This window comes from Arthrobacter woluwensis, assembly GCF_030816155.1.
In the GTDB taxonomy this organism is placed as follows: Bacteria; Actinomycetota; Actinomycetes; order Actinomycetales; family Micrococcaceae; genus Arthrobacter_E; species Arthrobacter_E woluwensis_A.
In genome coordinates this window covers 3,105,452-3,126,969 of sequence record NZ_JAUSXR010000001.1, presented here as the reverse complement: position 1 = coordinate 3,126,969, position 21,518 = coordinate 3,105,452, and the positions used below count along the sequence as shown (strand labels likewise).

Genomic DNA, 21,518 nt, shown 5'->3' with positions numbered 1-21,518 from the left:
TGTTCTGATCCTGCGCGCAGGGCGGATCCGCCGCGCGATGATGACCGAATGTTCGGTAAGTTAGCCAGAGCATACTGGACGGAAACACGCGGGGGAAGGGGTATGCGGCCCCCCGGCTGTCAGCCGTTCTGGCTGGTGGCGATGGCTCCCACGCGGTACGTCGTGCCCATTTCGACGCTATTGGGCACTTCGCGGCTGATCTGGGAATCGCAGTAGACGACGTTCCAGTGCAGGTGAGGTCCGGACGCGATACCGGTCTGGCCGGAGTACCCCAGGAGCTGCCCCTGCTGGATCGGCGTCCCGGCACTGATCGTGGTGCTGCTCAGGTGTGAGTACTGGGTGCAGCGGTTGTCGCCGTGGTCGATCCGGACCTGGATCTCGCCGGTGCTGCCCCAGCCGCTGAAGACAACGAGGCCGCTCGCGGAAGCGGTGATGGGGGCGCCCATACCCGTGCCGAAGTCGACCGCGTGCTTGTTGTATTCCGGCAGGATGCCCCGGGCGTGCTCGGCGGGACCCTGCAGGATCGAGTACGACTTGCCCTTCGGGAACGGCAGCTTATAGGGGCGCCTCCCGGCAGTGCTGGCCGCGACGGTCGACGCCACCGAGGTGCGCGTCGCGGGGATGAACCCGGCCCGCGTTCCCGTGACTCGAACCGCGATCTGTGCCCCGACGTGCGAACTATTCAGGGTGAGCGTGGTGGACGTCGCCCCGGCGATCGGTGCGCCGTTGCGCAGCCACTGATAGCTGAGCGACACGGCGCCTGGTCCCCAGGTTCCCGCGAGGGCGGTGAGGGTCTGCCCGGCTGCCGGGTAGCCGCGGAACACCGGGGCGGGTGCGGGTACCAGGAGCGAGCGCGTGGTGAGCGCGTTCGACGTGCGCACCGCCGTGGCGTAGCCGCTCAGCGTGCCGGTGACGCGGAAGCTGATGGCCCGGCCGGCGTCGGCGTTCGTCAGCACGTAGGTGGTCGCGGTCGCCCCCGCGATCGGCGCGCCGCTGCGCAGCCACTGGTACGCATACGCCGGCTTGGGATTCCAGGCGCCGACGACGGCGGTGAGCCGGTTGCCGACGTCGAGCCCGCCGGAGATGGTGGGATTCGGGGCCGCGGTGAACTGCTTGCCGGCACGCACCGGGGCGCTTACGGCGGTGGCGGTGTTGTAGCCGGTGACGGCGCCGGTGACTACAGCGGTCAGGTCAGCGCCGGTGTCTGCCGCCGCGACCTTGTAGGACGCGGTGGTGGCCCCGGCGATGTTCGCTCCGTTGCGGCGCCATTGGTACGTGAAGGTGGCCGGCTTCGGATTCCACGCCCCGGGATTCACGGTGACGGTCTGACCAGGTGCTGGGACACCGGTGATGACGGGCTGGACCGTGGCGATCGACCCGCGCTGCAGGGCGGCCGTGGCTCCGGAGGTGCGTGCGGTCGTCGCGAAGCCCGCCCGGGAACCGGTGACGCGGACCGAGACGGTCTTGCCGAGCGCGGTGGCGGGCGGAGCCCACGTCGGTCCGGTGGCTCCGGCGACGGCCGTGCCCGCGAGGATCCACTGGTAGCTGAAGGTGGCGGCAGGATCCCAGGAGCCCGGGACGGCGCGGAGTGCCTGGCCGACGGCCGCTGTGCCGGCGATGGTGGGGTTCGGCGCGGCGGTGAAGGGGTCCGTGCACGCCGGGGTCACGGGGTCGTTCGAGTTGGTGTTGATGTCCACGTCGGCGACGAAGCCGTTGTCCGACGTCTTGTACCAGAGGTCGTCGAGGCCGCCGTTCGGGAGCCAGGGGCTGTAGTAGCCGCTGACGGCCTGGCCGCGCGCGTAGCACTTCAGTGTGAGCGACTGCCCGGCGTTGTACCAGCCGAGCTGGGTGCTGTTGAGGGTGGCCTTGGCCATGCGCTGCGTCTTGATCGCGACCTTGCCGGTGGGGGTCGCCGCGCCGGCGGGTGCCGGGGCTGTGACGAGGAGGCCCGCGCCAAGCAGGAGGGCGGCAAAGGCCGCGGCCAAACGATTCTTCATGGTCCCTGTTCCTGAATGGGCCGAACGGCCGTGAGGTGAGAGTGAGTTCCCGCCTTCAGGATAGGGCTTCCGGGCCCGGCGCGGGGTTCCCCGAAGTCCTCTATGTGGACAACCACGAGGTGTCCGGAAACCCCGCGTCGCGCCGGCTCAGGTGGGAGAGGTCAGCGGACGGCGAGTTCGCCGAGCTCGGACCAGCCGTCGACCTTCACATTGACGATGTCCGGGGTCCGCGACAGGTACTGCGGAAGCTCAGCCTGCGCCTGCTTGAAGTGAGCGGAATTCACGTGGGCTGCGCCGGCGTCGTCGTCCTTGAACGCCTCGAGCAGCACGTAGGTGCTGGGGTCCGTCAGGGAGCGCGACCATTCGTAGAACAGGCAGCCTTCTTCGGCGCGGGTGGCCTCGGTGAAGGCGCGGGAGATCTCGGGCCAGGCGTCGGCGTGCTCGGGCTTGACCGGGAACTGGGCGGTGATGAAGATCAAGGTTCTCTCCTTCAATGAGGTGGTGCGGTCCTTCCAGCATGCCCGACGACGGCGGCGCGGGGCACGCGGATGGGAATCCGTGCGGTGTCGCCGCACTTCATCCGGGTCGCCGGGCGGCGAGGTCAGTCGAAGTAGAGGTGTGTGTGGAGGCGGCAGCGCTCGTTGAAGAGGCCGTGGCAGTCGGGGCAACTGTCGGTGGCGAGGTAGGCGTCGATGCTCAGCTCGGTCCGGCAGACTCCGCAGAGGACTGCCTTCTCGCCGCGGCGTTCCCGGGGCCACTGGCGTGCGGGGTGGTCGGCGGTTTCCTCGTGGCAGAGGTGGCACGGGTAGTAGTCGCCGCAGCAGAAGAACTTGATGGCGATGATGTCGACGGGCGTGCGGTAGTGGATGCACCGGGTCTCGTCATCGACCGTGGGGCCGAGGACGGGCGGGGGCGTGTGGGGCATGGGGGAATTGTGGCACGGGGCGTGGAGTGGCGGCACAGGTGATCGGGAAATCTTGCACAATAGGCTGGAAGCGAGGGGGATGTCATGGCTAGGGGAACACATTCGGGCACGGACGCGACGCGGTGGTCCGTGGACGAACAGGCGGAGATCAGACGCGACATCTTCAAGTGGCTTCAGGGCCAGGAGATTGCCAATGGCGGTTATGAGTTTCGCAGAGAATTCCTCCGGTCTGCCTATAGCTACCGTGGGCATCAGATCGCGCTGATGGACCCCCAGACAGGTATTTGGAATCCTCGAGGGTTCGATACAACCCTGTCTATTACCAATACGCTGAAGGGTCCCTACGATGACGAGGCGAACGCGGAGTATTTGAGGTACTCCTACGAGAGGCGGTCCGGCCAGCCATTGGTCAGTGGCCGCAATCTTAAGCTCCGGGCCGCGGCGGAGCGTAAAGACCCAGTCATTCTGTTTCAGGAAGTCCATCCGGCGTTGTATGTGCCTCGATACCCGGTCTTTCTTGAAGGAGATGATCCGGTCGAAGGTTACGTTGACGTCTTTTTGGATCGTGCGCTGAGTGACCCGGAGGACCCGCTTTACGAGCCCGCGTTGCCGAAATCATACGCCCAACAGGTCCGCAGCGTCCGCTTGCATCAGCGGGACTTCCGGCGTCGTGTGGTGCACGCCTATGAGTATCACTGCGCCGTCTGTGAACTGGATATTCCCGCCTTGATTGATGCTGCGCATATCACTCCGGACGCTCATGTCTCGAGCTCAACCGAGGTGTCCAATGGTTTGGCATTGTGTAAGTTGCATCATGCTGCGTTTGACGGCAATTTGCTGAGCATTGACCGTCATTATCGAGTATCGGTGCGACCCGATGTTCTCGCGTTGCCAAGCACTTCGCTGGTGAAGCACGGGATGCAGGACATGAATGGTCGTTCGTTGTACGTCCCACGCGTAATATCGCTCCGCCCGGACCCCGCCAGCTTGGACCGGCGTTTTCAGGAGTATCTCAAAAGTTGGTGAGCGCGAGAGAACACGTGGTGCCCCCAAAACCACGTTTTGAGGGCGCCACGTGTTCCTTCGCGGCACTCGACGCAACTACCCGTCGATCGAGCTCATGTCCCCGTACCGCTCGCCCACCACGGCATCACGCGGGACGGCTTCTTCCAGCGCCTCCAGTTCCGCCGGGCTGAGTTCCAGGGACGCGGCGACCACGTTCTCCTCCAGGTACTTCACGCGGCGGGTGCCCGGGATCGGGACGATGTCCTCGCCCTGGGCCAGCAGCCACGCGAGTGCGAGCTGACTCGGGGTGCAGCCGCGTGCTTCGGCCAACTCCGTCACCCTCGCGGCCAGCGCCAGGTTGGCTTCCAGCGCCTCACCCTGGAAACGCGGGAAGTAGGCGGACGACCGCGCGTCGCCGTCGCCGGTCACCGACTCCGCCGTCATGGTGCCCGTCAGGATGCCGCGGCCCAGCGGCGAGTACGGCACCAGGCCGATCCCCAGCTCGCGCAGCGCGGGCAGGACCGAGTCCTCCACATCGCGGGAGAACAGGGAGTACTCCGTCTCGACGGCGGTGATCGGGTGCACGGCGTGGGCGCGGCGGATCGTCGCGGCCGAGGCCTCCGACAGCCCCAGGTGCCGCACCTTGCCGGCCGTCACGAGCTCCGCCATGGCGCCGACAGTCTCCTCGATGGGGACGTTCGGATCCACGCGGTGCTGGTAGTACAGGTCGATGTGGTCGACGCCGAGCCGCTGCAGGGAGGCGTCGCAGGCGGAACGCACATACTCGGGCCGGCCGTTGATGCCGAGTCGTTCGCCGTTCGGACCGCGCATGTTGCCGAACTTGGTGGCGAGCTGGACCTCGTCGCGGCGTCCGGCGATCGCCCGCCCGACCAGCTCTTCGTTCGTGAACGGCCCGTACATGTCCGCGGTGTCGAGGAAGGTGACGCCGAGGTCGAGCGCCCGGTGGATGGTGGCGAGGCCTGCGTCCGGGTCCGGCGTTCCGTAGAACTCGGACATGCCCATGCAGCCGAGGCCCAGGGCGGAGACGGTGAGGGGGGAATCAGTGCCGAGAGTTCGTGTGGAGATCGTCATGAGACCAGCAAACTCCTTCGAGCGCACTCTAAGTCAAGGGGTCGCCGTCCGGGGGCGACTGAGTCCGCTGGGTGGGCTGTGAATCCGCTACATCTGGTAGCGGATTCACCCCTTCGATAGCGGACTCGACGACCCCGCGGCCAACGGACTCAACGCGCCGCTCCGGGCTGGGCACGCGAACGTCTCTGCCGTTGTCGCGCGGTAGATGTCGATCTTGGTGTCGATCGCGGCGAGGTTCTCCTCGACTTGGCGCAGCTGTGCTATCACGTGCTCGCGATGCTCCAGCAGGAGGCTCAGTCGCGCGGGGACCGAGGCGTCGCCGTCGCGCACCAGTCGCGCGTACCGCCTGACGTCGGAGATCGGCATGCCGGTGGCCCGCAGCCGGGCGATCATGATGATGCCGTTCACGTCCTGCTCGGTATAGGCGCGACGGCCCGACGACGCGCGGCCTACCTCGCGCGGCAGGAGCCCGTCACGCTCGTAGTACCGGAGGGTGTGCTGGCTGAGGCCGGTGCGTTCGGCGACCTCCGCGATGGTGAAGCTCATGCCTCCAGTGTGCACCCGCCGGCCCTGCGTGAGACGCGAGAGAACAGCTCGCGCCCCGAAAGCGCGGGTTTCGAGGCATCAACTGTTCCCTCGGGCCGGGACGGGGGCGGCGGGTGTTTTAAATGCCCGACGGCGGGCGCCCCGTGTGTGGGGTGCCCGCCGTGGGTGTGGGTCCAGGGTTCCCCACGGTGGGTGGGGTGGGCCGCTTAGTGGGAAGCGGTTTCCTGTTCCTGGGCGTTCTTGGCCGCGCTCTTGCCGGCGGTGCGCAGTGCTTCGGCGACCTTGTTCAGGGCCGGCACGTGCTGGGACTGCCATTCGTTCTTGAACTTGTCCGCGTCCGGGCCCATCCACTGGACGCCGTTGAGGGCGCTGGTGAGCTGGTTACGCTGCTCATCGATGGCCTGTGCGCCTGCTTCGAGCTTCTTACCCAGTGCGCGAAGCTGCTGGACGTCTGCACCCCAAACTGCCATTGTCTTACTCCTTTGTTGTGATGGATCCGAACTGTGCCGGGTTCCCATGTCAGTGGTATTCCGTTGTGGGCTCCCGGCTCACCTCCCTGGCGGGTGGTGGTTCGTTTCCGTGAACCTCTGAGAACAAACTATCCAATGATTGGACGAGCCGTCGATGGGGAGTGCTCCCCATGAACCTCTCCCCATGCGGAAAACCCCGGAATTCCGGCGTTTTTCGCCGGGATTCGACGTTGTCACGGGCCGAAAACAGCCCACCATGACGCCGGAGCTCCCCAGCTGAGGCGGCGTCGCGCGGTCCGGCGGCCCGGCGTCGGGCGTTCCGTGCTCCGGACGGCCGGGAGGCGCCGCCCCGCGTCACATTCCCGCGAATAAGCCGGCGGTCCCGTGGCAAGCGCCCGGCACCACGGGACCGGGCGTCGCCGCCCCGGTGCGCTGACCGGCCAGGACACCCGCCCGAAACACCCTGGACATCGTAGGGTGACTGCTGGAAATCCGCCTGACACATCCCGGTGGGAAGCTCTGTTCCTCAGCGTCACCGCGGTCTTTGGAGGGGTCATGCCGGCATCATCATCGGATCTGTTCGCCAGCTATTCGGGGGCCTTGGCCACGTCGAAAGCCTTCGACGAGATGTTCATCGCGGCTGCGGCGGGCGGTGGCGCGGAGTCCGCGGGCCTCACGGCACGGGGCTCTTACCGCCAGCTGACCACGGTCCTCGCGGGGCTCACCCCGGACGACATCGCTGCCCGGGCGGAGGCCATGGCCCGCACCTTCCTGGACCGCGGCGTCACCTTCGACTTCGCCGGCGAGGAACGGCCGTTCCCCCTGGACATCGTCCCGCGGGTCATCGACGCCCAGGAATGGCAGGGCCTGGAACGAGGCGTGGCCCAGCGGGTCCGGGCCCTGGAGGCCTTCCTCAACGACGTCTACGGCGCGCAGGATGCCGTGCGCGACGGCGTCCTGCCGCGCAAGCTCATCACGTCCAGCAAGCACTTCCACCGGCAGGTCCACGGCTTCCGTCCGGCGGGCGGCGTCCGGGTGCACGTGTCCGGGATCGACATCGTCCGCGACGGCGAGGGCACGCTGCGGGTGCTCGAGGACAATGTGCGCGTCCCCTCGGGCGTCAGTTACGTCCTGGAGAACCGGCGGGCCATGGCGAAGGCGCTGCCGGAGGTGTTCAGCCAGCAGTCCATCCGCCCCGTGGAGGAGTACCCGCGGCGCCTGCTCTCGGCCCTCCGGAAGACCGCCCCGGACGGCGTGGAGGACCCGACGGTCGTGGTCCTGACCCCGGGCATCTTCAACTCCGCGTACTTCGAGCACACCCTCCTGGCGGGGCTGATGGGCGTGGAACTCGTGGAGGGCCGGGACCTCACGTGCCGCGGCAACCAGGTCTTCATGCGGACCACCTCCGGCGAGCAGCGCGTGGACGTCATCTACAAGCGCCTCGACGACGAGTTCCTCGACCCCCTGCAGTTCCGGGCCGACTCCATGCTGGGCTGCCCTGGCCTGGTCAACGCGGCGCGGTCGGGCGGGGTGACGATCGCGAACGCCGTCGGCAACGGGGTGGCCGATGACAAACTCATCTACTCCTACGTCCCGGACCTCATCCGGTACTACCTGGGCGAGGAGCCGATCCTGGCCAATGTGGACACCTTCCGGCTCGAGGAGGACGCGGCCCGCGAGGAGGTCCTGGACCGGCTGCCGGAACTCGTGGTCAAGCCCGTGGACGGTTCGGGCGGCAAAGGTCTCGTGATCGGTCCCGACGCCAGCCGCGAGGAGCTCGACACTCTGCGCCGGCAGCTCATCGAAGACCCGCGCGGCTGGATCGCGCAGCCCGTGCTCCAGTTGAGCACCGTCCCCACCCTGCACCGCGAGCGGTTCAGCCCCCGGCACGTGGACCTGCGGCCGTTCGCGGTCAACGACGGCGAGGACGTCTGGGTGCTGCCGGGCGGACTCACGCGGGTGGCGCTCAAGGAGGGCAGCCTGGTGGTCAACTCCAGCCAGGGCGGCGGGTCCAAGGACACGTGGGTGCTGGGGGAGGAGACGGGCGCGGCGGACCCAGGGCCGTCACGGCGGCGGTTCGGCCACAGCGCACGCACCAGCGTGTGGCCCGTGGAGACCAGCTGGCGCGATTCCCAGGCGGGGCAGCAGCAATGAGCGCCGCGCGCCGTCGTCGTCAATCACATCCCGCACCGTACGTCAGGAGGACGTCATGCTGAGCCGGATCGCCGAGTCCCTGTTCTGGATCGGACGCTATGTGGAACGTGCGGACGGGACAGCCCGCATCCTCGATGTGCACCTGGAACGCCTCAATCATCTGCCGCCGGAGCAGCAGCAACAGGTGGCGCGGGACCTGCTGCAGGTCATGGGGTCGCCCCTGGACCGGCAGGACATCACCTTGCCGGAGCTGCTGCGGGTGCTCGCCTATGACCGGTCGAGCCCGACGTCGATCGCCGGCGCTCTCGGAGCCGCGCGGGAGAACGCCCGACGGGCCCGGGAGACCGTCTCCACGAGCCTGTGGGAATGCCTGAACACGACGTACTTCGGCCTCAGCCGGCACCGTGAGGACGTGGCGGGGACGTACCGCTTCTGCCAATGGGTGATCGAGCGGGCGGCCACCACGAGCGGCCTGACGGACAGCACCATGAGCCACGACGACAGCTGGCTGTTCATGGTCCTGGGCCGGTCGCTGGAGCGCGCGGACATGACCGCCCGGATGCTCGCCACGTGCGACGCCAACCCCGCGGGCGTGTCCTGGGTGAACATGCTGCGCTGCGCAGGGGCGTACGAGTCGTTCCTGCGCACGCGCCGCGCCGCGTTCGATGACCGCAACGCCGCCGAGTTCCTGCTCATGGACCGGCAGTTCCCACGGTCGATCGTCTACTCGCTCAAGAACGCGGACGAGGCGCTCGCCCTGCTGGAACCCAGCGACCAGCGCTCCGGGATGTTCAACGACGCCCGGCGCATCGTGGGCCAGGCCAGGACGTTCCTGGAGTTCCACCGCAGCGAGAACCTCATGGACGAATTGCCGGAACACATGGAACGCATCCAGCGATCCGTCGCGCGGGCCTCGGAGGAGATCGCCCGCAGGTACTACAGCGCCCGCGAAGAGCAGGCCTGGGTGGGAGAACTGTCATGACACGTCTGAAGATCGTGCACCGCACCGGCTACCACTACAACAAGCCGGTCCTGGTCAGCTACAACGAAGCACGGATGACACCGCCCACGGAGCCCGGGCAGACGGTGCTCGGCTCGCGCATCACGGTCGAACGGCCCGGCGCCACCCAGGCCCGGTACGCCGACTACTGGGGCACCCAGGTGACCACCTTCGAGGTCCACGAGCCTCACGAATGGCTCGAAGTGGTGGCCACCGCCACGGTCGACGTGAACCGCGAGCAGGCTCCGGCGCCCGACGGCGAACCGCTCGGCTGGGCTGAGCTGTCCAGCCGAGCGGTGCAGGACGAGTTCAGCGACCACCTGCCCCAGACGCGCCTGTCCGCGCCGGGTGAGGAGGCGACGGAACTGGTGGCGGCGCTCGCCGGACGGCCGACGCCGAAGGCCGCCGCGGAGGAGGTGTTCTCGAGGCTGCGGGGCGAGATGACGTACATGCCCGGCAGCACCGGCGTGCACACCGACGCGGCGCAGGCGTGGGCGCAGCGCCAGGGGGTCTGCCAGGACCTTGCCCACCTGGCCATCGGCTGCCTCAGGAGCCTCGGGATCCCGGCACGGTACGTCTCCGGATACCTGCACCCGCGGGCGGAGGCCGACCCGGGCCAGACCGTGGCCGGGCAGTCTCACGCCTGGCTCGAATGGTGGGACGGCGCCTGGCACAGCTGGGATCCGACCAATCACAAGGCCGCCGGGGACTTCCACGTGGTGGTGGCCCGCGGCCGGGACTACCGCGACGTGGCGCCGCTCAAGGGCATCCTGTCCGGCGGCGGGGGTTCGCGGCTCGAGGTCTCGGTCGACATGACCTGGCTGACCTGGGACTCCGTGCGCGCGTAGGGGGCGCGGGGCGGGGGTGCCGGGCAGCGGTGCGCACCCGCCGTCGTCGTGCGTTTCTCCGCGAGGGAACAGCTGATGCCCTCTCCGCACCGTTTTCGGGGCGCGAACTGTTCCCTCGCGGTGACCCGTCAGTGCGAGGCCTGCTCCTGCTCGTTGGCGTTGCGGGCGGCCGCGGTGCCGGCGACGCTCAGGGCGTGCGCCGCGTTCGACAGCGCCGGGGCATGAGTGGAGTCCCACTCGGTCCGGAACTTCTCCGCGTCGGGGCCCATCCACTGGGTGCTGTTCAGGCTGGAGGAGAGGGTGGTGCGCTGGTCGTTCAGCACGTCGGCGCCCTTCTGCATCCTCTTGCCCAGGGTCCTGAGCTGCTCGACGTTCGCGCCCCATACGGCCATGACATCCTCCTCGGTGTTCTGCCCGGGGGCTGTCGCGGCCGGGGATCCTGCGATCACCGTACGCAGCCGCGGCCCCCGAGTCGATGGGCAGCGCTCCCCATTGCGGCGCCCCTTGCCGTCCGGCGTCGCGAGGGAGCAGTTCGTGCCCTCATGGCGGGGTTTTGGGGGCGTGAGCTGTTCCCTCGCGGCAGGAGGGGCGGCGGGTGGTGTTTTAAATGCCCGACGGCGGGCTCCCCGTGTGTGGGGTGCCCGCCGTGGGTGTGGTCCAGGGTTCCCCACGGTGGGTGGGGTGGGCCGCTTAGTGGGAAGCGGTTTCCTGTTCCTGGGCGTTCTTGGCCGCGCTCTTGCCGGCGGTGCGCAGTGCTTCGGCGACCTTGTTCAGGGCCGGCACGTGCTGGGACTGCCATTCGTTCTTGAACTTGTCCGCGTCCGGGCCCATCCACTGGACGCCGTTGAGGGCGCTGGTGAGCTGGTTACGCTGCTCGTCGATGGCCTGTGCGCCTGCTTCGAGCTTCTTACCCAGTGCGCGAAGCTGCTGGACGTCTGCACCCCAAACTGCCATTGTCTTACTCCTTGCTCGTGGTGAACCCGGCCTGCCCGGTTTCTGTTGACTCAAAGCTATCCGGATCGTGCACGAACCGTCGATGGGTAGGGGTACCCATGGAGTGCTCCCCATGGCCCAGACCCGATGCGGGGTCAGTTGATGCCGCATGATCGCCGATCGCGCGGCATCAACTGACCCCGCATTCCAGGGGGCTAGCCCGCCAGCGCCTGCTCGAAGTCGCGGATCAGGTCGTCCACATCCTCCAGCCCGACCGACAAGCGCACCACACCGTCACCCAGCCCGATCGAGGCCCGGCCTTCCGGACCCATGGCGCGGTGCGTCGTCGTCGCCGGATGAGTGATGAGGCTCTTGGAGTCGCCCAGGTTGTTCGAGATGTCCACGATCTTCAGGCCGTTGAGCAGCGTGAACGCCGCGTCCTTGGCCGTGCCGCCGGGAAGCGGCGCGAGCTCGAACGTCAGCACGGTGCCGCCCGCGCTCATCTGCTGTTTCGCCAGTTCGAACTGCGGGTGCGAGGGCAGCAACGGATACTTCACCCAGGTCACCCCGGGCTGCCGTTCGAGCCACTCGGCCAGCTTCAGAGCGGAGGCGGACGAGTGCCGCACGCGCATGTCCAGCGTCTCCAGGCCCTTCGTCAGCACCCAGGCGTTGAAGCTCGACAGCGACGGCCCCGTGTGCCGCATGAGGTTCTTCACCGGCCCGTCGATGAACTCCTTGGTCCCGAGGATCGCGCCGCCCATGACGCGCCCCTGCCCGTCGATGTGCTTGGTCCCGGAATACACGACGACGTCGGCCCCCAGATCCGTGCAGCGCTGCAGCATGGGGGTGGCGAAGACGTTGTCGGCCACCACGGTGGCGCCCGCGGCGTGCGCGAGCTCGCTGACCGCGGCGATGTCCACGATCTCCTGCATCGGGTTCGACGGCGATTCGAAGAACACCGCCTGCGTCGGCACGGACAGGGCCTCGCGCCACTGCTCCAGATCGGGCCCGTCGACGAACACGGTCTCCACGCCCCAGCGCGGCAGGATCTCGTTCAGGATCACGAAGCAGGAACCGAACAGCGACCGCGCCGCGACCACGCGGTCCCCGGCGGCGAGCAGCGCGCCCAGGGCCGTGAACACCGCGGACATGCCGGACGCCGTCGCGAAGCACGCCTCGGTGCCTTCGAGCAGCCGCAGCCGCTCCTGGAAGGTGGCGACGGTCGGATTGCCGTAGCGCGAGTACACGAAGCGCTCGTCCTCACCGGTGAAGGCGCGTTCGGCGGCCTCCGCGGAGTCGTAGACGAAGCCCGAGTTCAGGAACAACGCCTCGGAGGTCTCGTAGAAGCCCGTGCGGTCCAGCCCGCCCCGGACGGCCTGCGTGGCCGGCGACCAGGACGCGGCCTCAGGATTGAACGCCATGCCTCACGCCCCGATGGTGGTCGGCAGGCCGCTGTTCTTCCAGCCGTTCACGGTGCGCTCCCCGAAACGGTCCGGGACGCCCTCGAAGCCTTCCAGGACGTTGTACGAGGACCAGCCCGCCGCCGTCGCGGCTTCGGCCGCCGCGATGGAGCGCTGCCCGGAGCGGCACAGGAACACGAGCTCCGCGGTGCCCGCCTCCGGCGCCTGCTCGGCGAGCTCCGTGAGGAAGCCCTGGTTCGGCGCGCCACCGGCCAGGTTCCACTGGATGAACAGGGGGTCGCCGGACGGGGCCTTCGGACGGCCGATGTGCGCCCACTCCGCCTCGGTGCGCACGTCCACGAGGATGGCGCCGTCCTTGAGCTTGTTCCAGGCCTGCTGTGGCGTCAGGTCACCCGCGTAGCTCACAGGGCACCGCCGTAGGGGGCGAAGCCGGTGGCGGGGACGGCGTACGGGTCGACGACCGGGGCCGGCGGCGCGGGCGGCGCGTAGGGCAGGACGACGGCCTGGGCCGCGATCACCGTCTCCCCGTTGAAGGTCACGGACGGGCTCCCGTAGAGGATGTACCCATCGGCCAGGGCGGCGGAGACCCGTTCGCAGAATTCGCGGGTGTCCGGGCCGGTCAGGAGGCGGTAGGGCAGGCGGGCGGGCGTCTCGGCCGTCACGTCCTGGGGCGCGACGGCGGGCGCGGCGGCAGTGGCCTGCTCGGCGGCGGGGGCGGTCGCCGTCGTCGTGGCGGCCTTCGCGGGGGAGGCCTTGGCGGCTGCCGGCTTGGCGGCCGCGGCCTTCGTGGTGCGCGGAGCCCGGGTGGCGGGCTTGGCCGCGGTGCTCCTGGGCGTCGTGGCCTTGGCGGCGCCGGCGGTTCCGGCAGGGGCGGACGTGGGTTCTTTGCGGGCAGGCAAGTGGGGCTCCTTCGCGCTTGCAGTTGACACATGCCGAGTAGTCACCTGAGGCACCCCGCCGCGTGTGGAGGGTTGCCGACCGGTCAGTCAGGGCTTGTCACCGGTGCTCGTTACTCTGCAAAAAATCTAGCACCAGGCCCCGGGGAGAAGTGTGACGGGAGGCTTCATCTTCTGTCATGAACCGGGCGGATTCGCTCACGGAAACAGCACCCACGGAAACGTGGTTCACCCCGGGAAATTTCAGGGGGTGAACCACGTTTCCGTGGGTGAACGCGCAGGACCGGCCGGCGCTCACTCCTCCGGCTCGTGGGTCGCGGCGCCGGTGGCCACGGAGTCGACCACCAGATCCTGCGTCGCCGGTCCCTGGAGCACCGTGCCGTCCGGGGCGAACCGGGACCCGTGCAAAGGGCAGTCCCAGCTGCGTTCGGCGTCGTTCCAGCGCACGATCCCGCCACGGTGCGTGCACACGGCGGAGAGCCTGCACGTGCGCCCGCCGACCGTGGAGACGGCCTCGGGTCCGTCGCCGTCGTGCGCCACCACGCCGTGGCCCTCCCGCGGCACCACCTCGTGGGCGTCCGGCGGCGAGAGGAAACGGGAACTGACCCAGTCCTTGGCCCAGTCGACGGCGACCGCGGCGTTCTGCGCGAGTCCGGACCTCAGGCCGGGGCTGGTGGCCGAACGGTCCCGCAGCCTCTCGGCCCACGGCATCCGACCGCCCAGGATCTCGGCACTCAGGGCCAGCCCGGCCGCCATGCCGGTGCTCATGCCCCACTTGTCGTACCCGGTGGCCACGAAGATCCGGCCTCCGCCGAACGGCATCGGTCCGATGTAGGGCAGACGGTCCGCGGAACGGTAGTCCTGGCCGGACCAGGTGTGGGTGACCTCGGCTCCGGGGAAGTGGTGCCGGCCCCAGTCGAGCAGTTCGTCCAGGCGGGCCTGGGGCGAGGGTTCCTTGCCCGTCGCGTGACCGTTGCCTCCGATCAGGAGGAGGTCGCCGCCGTCGTCGTCCGGGGCGCTGCGGAGCGACCGCGCTGGCGTCTCGACGGAGAGGTACATGCCCTGCGGGACGGGCGTGCCCGGAGGCAGCCGGAGTGCCGCGGCGTAGGACTGCGAGGGGTGGAGCCGGGCGAAGTAGCCGCCGCGGTCCAGGAACGGAATGCCGGTGGCGAGGACGGCCCGGTCCGCGAGGAGCCGGCCGCGGGACGTCCGGAGGATGAGGCCTTCCTCCTCCTGCTCGATGTCGTGGACGCGGGTGCCCTCCAGGAGCACACCGTCGTGGGCGAGGAAGTCCCGGGTCATGGCCTCCAGGACGTCCATCGGGTCGAACTGCGCCTGGTCGTCGAGGCGGAGTGCGGCCGTGATCGGGAACGGCAGCTCCGTGGCCGCGACCTCAGCCACGGCCAGCCCGGCGTCCCGCGCGGCCTGGAACTCGGCGCCCAGCTGCCGCGCGCCGTCGTCGGTCACGGAGAAGACGTAGGCGTCACGCCGCTGGAAGGGGACGCCCTGTTCCTCCAGGAATCGGAGGAGCCAGGCCTGACCCTCCCGGTTGCCCTCGACGTAGGCCTCCACCAGACTCAGCGGATGGCGGTCACGCAGCGCGGACAGCCGGGTGCCCTGCAGGAGGCTCAGTTTCGCGGTGGTGTTGCCGGTGGTGCCGGAGCCGACGGCGCGGGCCTCCACGATCGCGACGCGCTGGCCGCCACGGGCCAGCAGCAGCCCGGTGGCCAGTCCGCTCAGTCCCGCGCCGACGACCACGGTGTCGTAGCGGGCCTCCGGAATGAATTCGCCGGCTCCCTCAATCGGTGGCCGGTCCAGCCAGAGTGACGTCATGGTGTTCCCCTTCCTCGATCGGATGGAACCACCGTCACCGGGTGATGCGCCGTGCTCCCGACGGCGGCGGCGGGGCGTCGCCCCTCCCTTCCACGCTAGGCCGGGGCCGGGGAATCCAACACCCCCTCTGTGGGCGGGCTCTGCCAGGGGCGCTGACGGAAGCGCCCCCGGAAACGTGGTTCACCCCGGGAAATTTCAGGGGGTGAACCACGTTTCCGTGGGTGAAGGCGCGGGAACCGGCCGGCCCGGCGCTGCGCCCGTCAGTCGAGCGTGACGACCACCTTGCCGCGGACGTGGCCCTCCTCCAGCAGCCGGTAGGCGTCCGCCACCTGTTCCACGGGGAAGGTCGCTTCGAGGGGCAGGACCAGGGAACCGTCGGCGAGGCCCGCCGCGATGCGCTCCAGCGCGCCCGGACCGGCATCCCCGCCACCGGTCGCGATGAACCCGCCGTCCTGATGGCCGTGCGCGGCGATCGCGGTGATGCGCTCCGCGGGGACACCGAAGCCCTGCGCCACGGTGATCACTTCGGTGCCGTTGAGGTCAGCAGCGGCAGTGGGCGTGCCGATCTCCGCGACGCGGTCCGCCAGGCCCGCGCCATACGTGACGGGCACGGCGCCGAGTCCGCGCAGGAATTCGTGATTGCGTTCGGACGCTGTCCCGATCACCGTGGCTCCGGTCGCGACGGCGAGCTGCGTGGCCAGAACGCCCACGCCTCCCGCGGCCCCGCCGATCAACACGGTGTCCTCCGGCGTCAGCTTCAACTGGTCGATCGCGGCGGCAGCGGTCCGTCCGGCGATGTCCAGGGTCGCGGCCAGCTCATCGGAGAGTCCGTCCGGGGTGCGGTGCAGTCCGCTCGCGGGGACCAGGACCGAAGTCGGCCACCGCTTCGTGCCGCTTGCCGCCGAACACCCGGTCGCCCACGGCGAAGCCCGTGACGCCCTCGCCGAGTTCGTCGATTTCGCCGGCGAAGTCGTTGCCGACGCCGGAGCCGGGAGCTCCGCCGAACGCCTCCGCCGCGGGGCCGCCGTGGAAGATCTTGAAGTCGACCGGGTTCAGACCGGCGGCCGCGACGCGGACACGGACCTCGCCCGGGCCCGGCTGAGGCACCTCGCCGGCGACCAGCTGCAGGACCTCGGGTCCGCCGAACTCTTCATACCGCACTGCACGTGTCATGGTGATTCCTCGCTTTGCGCTGTCGGCGTCGTCCCGGTCACCTCTCGCGTGAGGGGCCGGTCCGGCGCACTGTTCTCACTGATGCTGTTCCCACTGATGCCCCGTGCAACGGGACTCGCGACGACGGCATTCCGGATGCGACGTCAGATGACGGGGAAAGGGCTCGGGCGCGGGTCCGACAGGGCGCGTGCGGGGTCAGAGGGCGCGTAACTCTACTGCGGCAGCGGGGTGGAGAAGGCGCCCAGCTCGGAGAGGAGGTCGGTCAGGCGGGCCAGGCCGCCGTCGTCGTCCGAGCCGCCGACCTCTTCGCGGGCGGCGGGCGAGGTGAACATGGCGATGGCCTCGAGGCGGCAGCCGCCGCCGGGCAGTTCGAGGAAGTCGAGGACTTCGAGGACGGGGCCGTGCGAGTCGGCCTCCGCCTCCACCGTCTGCACGATGCGCCACGGCTCGGAGACCTCGTGGAAGGAGCCGTAGAAGGTCCAGTCGTCCCCGCCGGCGCCCACGGAGTAGCTCCAGGATCCGCCGGTGCGGGCATCCCAGCGGCGGAACCGCAGTTCGACGCCGTCCGGCACCAGCCAGCGGGCCAGCCAGAGCGGGTCGGTGTGCGCGCGGAACACGGTCTCAACGGGCGCGTCGAACTCCCAGACCCTGTTGATGCCGCGCAGGCCCTGCCATTCCTCGAGCTGCCGGATGCTCTCCACCTGTTCGTCCTCCTTGTTCTCCTGGAAGTCTGCGGCGGCCGTCATCCAAGGTCAACGACAGCCCTCATCGGGCGGCACAATTCGTCACCGGCGTTCATCCCGGGTCATGCGGCGCAATCCCGGGACTGGTTGACTGGAGTGATGATCCGCGCCATGACCACTGCAGACTTCCGTGCCGTCCAGGACCTGGAACGTGCCGCCGGCGAACTCTTCCGGCAGGCCGGGATGGCCTCGATCGCCGACGACGAGCCCTTCAGTGACGCCGTACTGGCCACTTTCGCGGCGTCCGGCTGGGCGTGGGTGCTGACCGTGCCGGCCGGCGGGGTTGCGCCGGTCCCCGGCGTGGAGGACGCCACCGTCGAAGTGGCTGGCTACGCCGTCGGCGAGGTGGTGGACGGCGAGGCCCACCTGGAACAGCTCAGCGTCGACCCGCGACACGGCCGGCAGGGGCTGGGCGCGCGGCTTCTGGAGCACTTCCGTACCGTCGCCCGGGATCGCGGGATGCGCCGAGCAACCCTGACGACCTTCAGCGAGATCCCCTGGAACGCGGCCTATTACGCCCGGCTCGGATTCGCCGTCCTGCCGGAATCGGAGTGGGGGCCGGAGCTCCGCGCCAAGGTCGCCGAGGAGGCCGCCCACGGCCTGGACCGCTGGCCGCGCGTGGTCATGGCCGCGGAGCTGTAGGTCGGGGTTCCGGCCGCGCGACCCCGCTTATTCGATGCCGGCGAACAGCCGGTTCAGTTCCTCGGTGAGTTCCGCCGCAACGGCCGGGTCGGAGCCGATCGTCCTGCCGTCGAGGTGCTTCACCGGTGCGATCAGGCGGATCGAGGAGATCAGCCACACGGCGTCGGCGTCGAACAGGTCCTCCGGCTCGAGCGGCCCGTAGCCGAGTTCCCAGCCTGCCTCCTTCGCCGCGGCGAAGAGGGCGCCCTGCGAGGTGCCCGGGAGGATCCCGGCATCAAGCTGCGGCGTGACGAGACGCTTGGTGACCGAGCCGTCGTCGTTCACGTCACGGTGCGCGAGCAGCACGGTGGAGGTCGGCCCTTCCAGCACCCGGCCGTCCGCGGACGTGAAGATCACGTCATCCGCGCCGAGCGAATGCGCGTGCCGCAGCGCCGCCATGTTAACGGCGTAGCTGAGGGTCTTCGCGCCGAGCAGGAGCCACGGGGCGCGCTCGGCGAGATCGCTGTCGTAGCCGCGGTCCAGCAGCACGACGTCGATCCCCTCCACGCGCTGCTTCTTCCCCAGAGCGGGGGCCGGGCTGGCCTGCACCCACTCGGTGGGCGCCCCCGCCCCCTCCACGCCACGCGTGACCAGCAGCTTCACCACGAACTCGTCCACGCCGGGGTGCGATTCGAGGTACTCGTCCACGGCCGTGCCGATCGCCGCGCGCCACACGTCCGCATCGCTGATCGCGAGGTCCAGGGCGGCGGCGGACCCGGCCAGGCGGGCCAGGTGCGCGGGGAGCTTGCGGAGCTTGCCGTCGAGCACCAGGAGCGATTCGAAGACACCGTCACCGCGGGTCGCGCCCAGGTCCGTCGCCATCAGCTGAGGCACGGAGGCATCCGCCACGCGGCCCTGCGGGAAGGCGGGATCGAGGAACACGAGCACGGTGCTGGGGGACGTCGAAGTCATGGGTCCAGCTTAGAGCCGCAGCCCCTGAGGTGCGCGCGGCCCGGTGGTGTCTGCCCAGCATTGCGTGCTCAGTTGTTGCGGGTGTCCGGCCGGAATACCCACAACAACTGAGCACACAACACGAGGGGAGGAGAGGTTCGCGCAGGGCCGCGCTGGGAAGCCCGCCCCGGAAACGCCCGGGGACGGATATTCTCAGGGGAGACCGCGGCCACCCGGGACCATCCGGAGAGGGGAACGCGACCACGACAAGGGGGAGATGCGTGCTGCCATACAGCTGGCCTCAGGAGTGGTCGGTGGGGTTCACCATCTGGGTCATGGCCGACATCGTGATCCGTCTCGTCCTGCTCGGTGTGGTGCCCGGCAATCGCCGTCCCACCACGGCGATGGCGTGGCTGCTGGCCATCTTCCTGGTGCCCGACGCCGGCCTGGTCCTGTTCCTGCTGTTCGGCAACTTCCGGCTCAAGGGCCGCCGCGTCCGCGAACTGGAGGACGTCAACCGACGGGTGCGGGAGGCCAGCTCCCTCTTGGAAGGCGAGTCCGAGCAGCTGCACCTGCCGGTCTGGCTGCGTTCCGCGATCGAACTCAACCACCGGCTCGGAGCCCAGCCGCTCACCACCCGGAACCGTGTCGAACTCATCCCCGGCTACTTGGAATCGATCGATGCGATGACGGCGGCGGCGCGCGGGGCCAAGCGCTACGTCAATGTCGAGTTCTACATCATGGCGTACGACTCGGTGACGGAACCGCTGTTCACGGCCCTGGAGGAGGCGGCCGAACGAGGGGTGGAAGTCCGCCTGCTGTTCGATCACATCGGCACGCTGCGGGTACGGGGCTACCGGCGGCTGCTGCGGCGTCTGAAGAATTCCCAGATCCGCTGGCGGCGCATGCTTCCGGTCATGCCGTTCTCCGGGCAGTGGCGCCGCCCGGACCTCCGGAACCACCGCAAGATCATGGTGGTCGACGGGGAGGTGGCCTTCACCGGGTCGCAGAACCTCACGGAGCCCTCCTACAACAATCCCAAGCACCGCAAGGCCGGCCGCCACTGGGTGGAGCTCATGGCCCGGGTCGAGGGGCCGGTGGTCGCGAGCCTGAACGTCGTCTTCGCCACCGACTGGCTGAGCGAGACGGATGAATCCCTGGAGGAGCAGATCGTCCTGCCCGAGGCGGTCGACGGCCACATCCCGGCCCAGGTGGTGCCGAGTGGGCCCGGGTTCTCCCAGGAGAACAACCTGCGCCTGTTCAACACGCTGATCTACTCCGCGCAGGAGCGGGTCTCCATCTGCAGCCCGTACTTCGTCCCGGACGATTCCCTGCTGTATGCCATCACCACCGCCGTTCAGCGTGGCGTTCACGTGGAGCTCTTCGTCTCTGAGCAGGGCGACCAGTTCCTGGTGCATCACGCCCAGCGGTCCTATTACCAGGCCCTCCTCGAGGCCGGGGTGCGGATCTTCCTCTACAAAGCGCCCGCCGTGCTGCACGCGAAGCACTTCACGGTGGACGAGGAGGTGGCGGTCCTCGGCTCGAGCAACATGGACATGCGGTCCTTCTCCCTGAACTTCGAGGTGTCCCTCATGATGGTGGGCCCCGAGATCGTGTCAGCGCTGCGGAAGGTGCAGGAGGCCTACCGGGCCACTTCGCGGGAACTGACGCTGGAGGAGTGGCAGGAACGGTCCGTGCTCTCGAAGTACGTGGACAACGTCTGCCGGCTCTCGGCCACTCTGCAGTAGCTGCATCGGATCTGGCCGGACCCACGGCTTTGTGGTTCGCCCACGGAAATGTCCGTGGGTGAACCACGAAAGCGTGGGCGACGCCGACGGGGGGCTGACCCGGACGACGCCGGGCCGGGCGGGGTCAGCGGGAGGCGGCGCCGCCGTCGTCCGTCGCAGGGTCCTGTGCCGGCGTGTAGACGATCAGCTTCAGCGCCGGGGCGTCCGCGAGCGTGAGCTGGTGGTGCTCGTAGGTGACCGTGCTGCCGTCGAGGTGGTTGAAGCTGCGGGTCCGGGGCGTGAACCCACGGATGCCGTGCGCCTCCCACTGGGCGCGGAACTCCGGGCTCGACTGCAGGAGTCCCGCCACCAGACTGGCCTTCCGGGCGTCCTCGATCCGTGAGCCCGTCTCGGCCCGGAACTCGGCGAGGAACTGCGCGCTCGTCTGGTCCCAGTCGGGCAGCAGGGCACGCACGGCCGGATCCGTGAAGACCAGTCGCAGCAGGTTCCGGTCCGGCCCGGAGACCTCCAGGACGCGCGGGAAGAGCGAACTGTAGGCGTCGTTCCAGGCCACGATGTCCCAATTGCCCTCCAGCGCCAGGGCAGGGTTCGGGTCGATCGCGTCCAGGAGCCGCTGCACGTGCGCGGTGGTCTCCGCGGTGCCGAGGCTCGGCGCGGGGGCGGCGTACCCGAACGGGGTGAACAGGTACCGTTCCTCGGCGGGATCCAGCCGGAGCACCGTCGCCAGCGAGGTGAGCACCTCCCGCGACGGGTTGACCTTCCGGCCTTGTTCCAGCCACGTGTACCAGGTGACCGAGATGGCCGAGAGGAACGCGACCTCCTCGCGCCGCAGCCCGACGTCCTTGCCGCGGCCGGCCTGCGGGAGGCCGTAATCGCTGCGCACCGCACGACGACGCCGCGCGGCCAGGAATCCGCCGACTTCCTTCCGCCAGGCTTCGGCTTCGGTCATGGTGGTCGCCTTTCGGTGGGTCACCCGGGCGGGGTACGGGGCCTGAGTTCGTGGATTCCGGGTGAGTTCGTGGACAAGGCCCGCGAACTCACGCGAAACCCACGAACTCGGCGGGATTCGGCGGGGCTCGCCGCCGTCATCGAGTACTGATTCTAGTACTCCCACTACCAGAAGCAGCGCCGTCTTGGTGCTGGTCGTTCCAGACGGAAGACT

Annotated in this window: 23 protein-coding genes and 1 riboswitch; of the genes, 6 read left to right on the top strand and 17 right to left on the bottom strand. The window is 69.1% G+C overall.

Features of this window, described 5'->3' with window-relative positions; genetic code table 11:
* Positions 1-119 precede the first annotated feature (119 nt).
* The 3 genes from QFZ52_RS14380 to QFZ52_RS14370 all read right to left on the bottom strand — a co-directional run bounded on the left by QFZ52_RS14380 (position 120) and on the right by QFZ52_RS14370 (position 2,922).
* A complete protein-coding gene (locus QFZ52_RS14380; RefSeq protein ID WP_307498284.1) occupies positions 120-1,997 on the bottom strand; it encodes a peptidoglycan DD-metalloendopeptidase family protein in 1,878 nt (625 codons plus the stop codon).
* 161 nt (positions 1,998-2,158) lie between these two features.
* Positions 2,159-2,476, bottom strand: coding sequence for a putative quinol monooxygenase (locus tag QFZ52_RS14375; protein ID WP_307498283.1), 318 nt, complete (start codon positions 2,474-2,476; stop codon positions 2,159-2,161).
* Positions 2,477-2,598: 122 nt separating this feature from the next.
* Positions 2,599-2,922 (bottom strand): CHY zinc finger protein, encoded by a 324-nt coding sequence (locus QFZ52_RS14370; protein ID WP_307498282.1) that lies wholly within the window; start codon positions 2,920-2,922, stop codon positions 2,599-2,601.
* Positions 2,923-3,051: 129 nt separating this feature from the next.
* Here QFZ52_RS14370 and QFZ52_RS14365 point away from each other — a divergent pair, with 129 nt between their 5' ends.
* A complete protein-coding gene (locus tag QFZ52_RS14365; protein ID WP_307498281.1) occupies positions 3,052-3,948 on the top strand; it encodes an HNH endonuclease in 897 nt (298 codons plus the stop codon).
* 75 nt (positions 3,949-4,023) lie between these two features.
* On the opposite strand, the gene QFZ52_RS14360 is transcribed toward QFZ52_RS14365, so the two are convergent.
* From QFZ52_RS14360 to QFZ52_RS14350, 3 genes are all read right to left on the bottom strand, one after another.
* Positions 4,024-5,013: an aldo/keto reductase gene (locus QFZ52_RS14360; RefSeq protein WP_307498728.1), complete on the bottom strand. Its 990-nt coding sequence runs from the start codon at positions 5,011-5,013 to the stop codon at positions 4,024-4,026.
* Between the two features lie 111 nt (positions 5,014-5,124).
* On the bottom strand, positions 5,125-5,565 hold the full coding sequence (locus QFZ52_RS14355; protein ID WP_307498280.1) for a MerR family transcriptional regulator: 441 nt from the start codon (positions 5,563-5,565) through the stop codon (positions 5,125-5,127).
* 206 nt (positions 5,566-5,771) lie between these two features.
* On the bottom strand, positions 5,772-6,035 hold the full coding sequence (locus tag QFZ52_RS14350) for a WXG100 family type VII secretion target (RefSeq protein ID WP_278267542.1): 264 nt from the start codon (positions 6,033-6,035) through the stop codon (positions 5,772-5,774).
* Positions 6,036-6,590: 555 nt separating this feature from the next.
* On the opposite strand from QFZ52_RS14350, the gene QFZ52_RS14345 reads away from it, so the two are divergent.
* Genes QFZ52_RS14345 through QFZ52_RS14335 form a run of 3 tightly spaced genes read left to right on the top strand, consistent with a single transcriptional unit; the run spans position 6,591 to position 10,037 of the window.
* Complete coding sequence (locus QFZ52_RS14345; RefSeq protein ID WP_307498279.1) at positions 6,591-8,189, top strand: circularly permuted type 2 ATP-grasp protein; 1,599 nt, start codon at positions 6,591-6,593, stop codon at positions 8,187-8,189.
* Between the two features lie 55 nt (positions 8,190-8,244).
* The gene (locus QFZ52_RS14340) at positions 8,245-9,171 is read left to right on the top strand and encodes an alpha-E domain-containing protein (protein WP_278267546.1); all 927 of its coding nucleotides are present in this window, start codon (positions 8,245-8,247) and stop codon (positions 9,169-9,171) included.
* Entirely contained in the window at positions 9,168-10,037 is an 870-nt protein-coding gene (locus QFZ52_RS14335; protein ID WP_278267545.1) for a transglutaminase family protein, read from the top strand. Before QFZ52_RS14340 ends, QFZ52_RS14335 begins: the two co-directional genes overlap by 4 nt.
* A 128-nt stretch (positions 10,038-10,165) precedes the next feature.
* On the opposite strand, the gene QFZ52_RS14330 is transcribed toward QFZ52_RS14335, so the two are convergent.
* The 9 genes from QFZ52_RS14330 to QFZ52_RS14290 form a co-directional block, all read right to left on the bottom strand.
* Positions 10,166-10,429: a hypothetical protein gene (locus QFZ52_RS14330; RefSeq protein WP_307498277.1), complete on the bottom strand. Its 264-nt coding sequence runs from the start codon at positions 10,427-10,429 to the stop codon at positions 10,166-10,168.
* Between the two features lie 298 nt (positions 10,430-10,727).
* A complete protein-coding gene (locus tag QFZ52_RS14325) occupies positions 10,728-10,991 on the bottom strand; it encodes a WXG100 family type VII secretion target (RefSeq protein WP_278267542.1) in 264 nt (87 codons plus the stop codon).
* 194 nt (positions 10,992-11,185) lie between these two features.
* A complete protein-coding gene (locus QFZ52_RS14320) occupies positions 11,186-12,391 on the bottom strand; it encodes an O-succinylhomoserine sulfhydrylase (RefSeq protein WP_307498276.1) in 1,206 nt (401 codons plus the stop codon).
* Positions 12,392-12,394: 3 nt separating this feature from the next.
* Entirely contained in the window at positions 12,395-12,796 is a 402-nt protein-coding gene (locus QFZ52_RS14315; protein WP_307498275.1) for a rhodanese-like domain-containing protein, read from the bottom strand.
* Entirely contained in the window at positions 12,793-13,290 is a 498-nt protein-coding gene (locus QFZ52_RS16180) for a DUF1737 domain-containing protein (protein WP_373425680.1), read from the bottom strand. The genes QFZ52_RS14315 and QFZ52_RS16180 overlap by 4 nt, the downstream gene beginning before the upstream one ends.
* 8 nt (positions 13,291-13,298) lie before the next feature.
* Positions 13,299-13,405: riboswitch (SAM riboswitch) on the bottom strand.
* Positions 13,406-13,581: 176 nt separating this feature from the next.
* Complete coding sequence (locus tag QFZ52_RS14305) at positions 13,582-15,120, bottom strand: FAD-dependent oxidoreductase (RefSeq protein WP_307498274.1); 1,539 nt, start codon at positions 15,118-15,120, stop codon at positions 13,582-13,584.
* Positions 15,121-15,380: 260 nt separating this feature from the next.
* Positions 15,381-15,881, bottom strand: a complete 501-nt coding sequence (locus tag QFZ52_RS14300) for a zinc-binding dehydrogenase (protein ID WP_307498273.1) — start codon at positions 15,879-15,881, stop codon at positions 15,381-15,383.
* Between the two features lie 55 nt (positions 15,882-15,936).
* Positions 15,937-16,293, bottom strand: a complete 357-nt coding sequence (locus QFZ52_RS14295) for an alcohol dehydrogenase catalytic domain-containing protein (RefSeq protein ID WP_307498271.1) — start codon at positions 16,291-16,293, stop codon at positions 15,937-15,939.
* A gap of 212 nt (positions 16,294-16,505) precedes the next feature.
* Positions 16,506-17,039, bottom strand: coding sequence for an SRPBCC domain-containing protein (locus QFZ52_RS14290; RefSeq protein WP_307498270.1), 534 nt, complete (start codon positions 17,037-17,039; stop codon positions 16,506-16,508).
* A gap of 108 nt (positions 17,040-17,147) precedes the next feature.
* On the opposite strand from QFZ52_RS14290, the gene QFZ52_RS14285 reads away from it, so the two are divergent.
* Positions 17,148-17,678 (top strand): GNAT family N-acetyltransferase, encoded by a 531-nt coding sequence (locus QFZ52_RS14285; protein WP_307498269.1) that lies wholly within the window; start codon positions 17,148-17,150, stop codon positions 17,676-17,678.
* 27 nt (positions 17,679-17,705) lie between these two features.
* Here QFZ52_RS14285 and QFZ52_RS14280 read toward each other — a convergent pair whose 3' ends face one another.
* Positions 17,706-18,629 (bottom strand): aminodeoxychorismate lyase, encoded by a 924-nt coding sequence (locus QFZ52_RS14280; protein ID WP_307498267.1) that lies wholly within the window; start codon positions 18,627-18,629, stop codon positions 17,706-17,708.
* A 314-nt stretch (positions 18,630-18,943) separates the two neighbouring features.
* Here QFZ52_RS14280 and cls point away from each other — a divergent pair, with 314 nt between their 5' ends.
* Positions 18,944-20,356 (top strand): cardiolipin synthase, encoded by a 1,413-nt coding sequence (gene cls / locus QFZ52_RS14275; protein ID WP_307498726.1) that lies wholly within the window; start codon positions 18,944-18,946, stop codon positions 20,354-20,356.
* 124 nt (positions 20,357-20,480) lie between these two features.
* Here cls and QFZ52_RS14270 read toward each other — a convergent pair whose 3' ends face one another.
* Positions 20,481-21,305 carry a helix-turn-helix transcriptional regulator gene (locus QFZ52_RS14270; RefSeq protein WP_307498266.1) on the bottom strand — a complete coding sequence of 275 codons (825 nt, stop codon included), beginning with the start codon at positions 21,303-21,305 and terminating at the stop codon, positions 20,481-20,483.
* Positions 21,306-21,518: the final 213 nt, after the last annotated feature.

Excerpts from the sequence above, each read along its gene's own strand:
- QFZ52_RS14290 (WP_307498270.1), bottom strand. The coding sequence starts at position 17,039 with ATGACGGCCGCCGCAGACTTCCAGGAGAACAAGGAGGACGAACAGGTG.
- QFZ52_RS14335 (WP_278267545.1), top strand. The coding sequence starts at position 9,168 with ATGACACGTCTGAAGATCGTGCACCGCACCGGCTACCACTACAACAAG.
- QFZ52_RS14340 (WP_278267546.1), top strand. The coding sequence starts at position 8,245 with ATGCTGAGCCGGATCGCCGAGTCCCTGTTCTGGATCGGACGCTATGTG.
- QFZ52_RS14305 (WP_307498274.1), bottom strand. The coding sequence starts at position 15,120 with ATGACGTCACTCTGGCTGGACCGGCCACCGATTGAGGGAGCCGGCGAA.
- QFZ52_RS14325 (WP_278267542.1), bottom strand. The coding sequence starts at position 10,991 with ATGGCAGTTTGGGGTGCAGACGTCCAGCAGCTTCGCGCACTGGGTAAG.
- QFZ52_RS14355 (WP_307498280.1), bottom strand. The coding sequence starts at position 5,565 with ATGAGCTTCACCATCGCGGAGGTCGCCGAACGCACCGGCCTCAGCCAG.
- QFZ52_RS14285 (WP_307498269.1), top strand. The coding sequence starts at position 17,148 with ATGACCACTGCAGACTTCCGTGCCGTCCAGGACCTGGAACGTGCCGCC.
- QFZ52_RS14370 (WP_307498282.1), bottom strand. The coding sequence starts at position 2,922 with ATGCCCCACACGCCCCCGCCCGTCCTCGGCCCCACGGTCGATGACGAG.
- cls (WP_307498726.1), top strand. The coding sequence starts at position 18,944 with ATGGCCGACATCGTGATCCGTCTCGTCCTGCTCGGTGTGGTGCCCGGC.
- QFZ52_RS14330 (WP_307498277.1), bottom strand. The coding sequence starts at position 10,429 with ATGGCCGTATGGGGCGCGAACGTCGAGCAGCTCAGGACCCTGGGCAAG.
- QFZ52_RS14345 (WP_307498279.1), top strand. The coding sequence starts at position 6,591 with ATGCCGGCATCATCATCGGATCTGTTCGCCAGCTATTCGGGGGCCTTG.
- QFZ52_RS14280 (WP_307498267.1), bottom strand. The coding sequence starts at position 18,629 with ATGACTTCGACGTCCCCCAGCACCGTGCTCGTGTTCCTCGATCCCGCC.
- QFZ52_RS14270 (WP_307498266.1), bottom strand. The coding sequence starts at position 21,305 with ATGACCGAAGCCGAAGCCTGGCGGAAGGAAGTCGGCGGATTCCTGGCC.
- QFZ52_RS14320 (WP_307498276.1), bottom strand. The coding sequence starts at position 12,391 with ATGGCGTTCAATCCTGAGGCCGCGTCCTGGTCGCCGGCCACGCAGGCC.
- QFZ52_RS14295 (WP_307498271.1), bottom strand. The coding sequence starts at position 16,293 with ATGACACGTGCAGTGCGGTATGAAGAGTTCGGCGGACCCGAGGTCCTG.
- QFZ52_RS14380 (WP_307498284.1), bottom strand. The coding sequence starts at position 1,997 with ATGAAGAATCGTTTGGCCGCGGCCTTTGCCGCCCTCCTGCTTGGCGCG.
- QFZ52_RS14350 (WP_278267542.1), bottom strand. The coding sequence starts at position 6,035 with ATGGCAGTTTGGGGTGCAGACGTCCAGCAGCTTCGCGCACTGGGTAAG.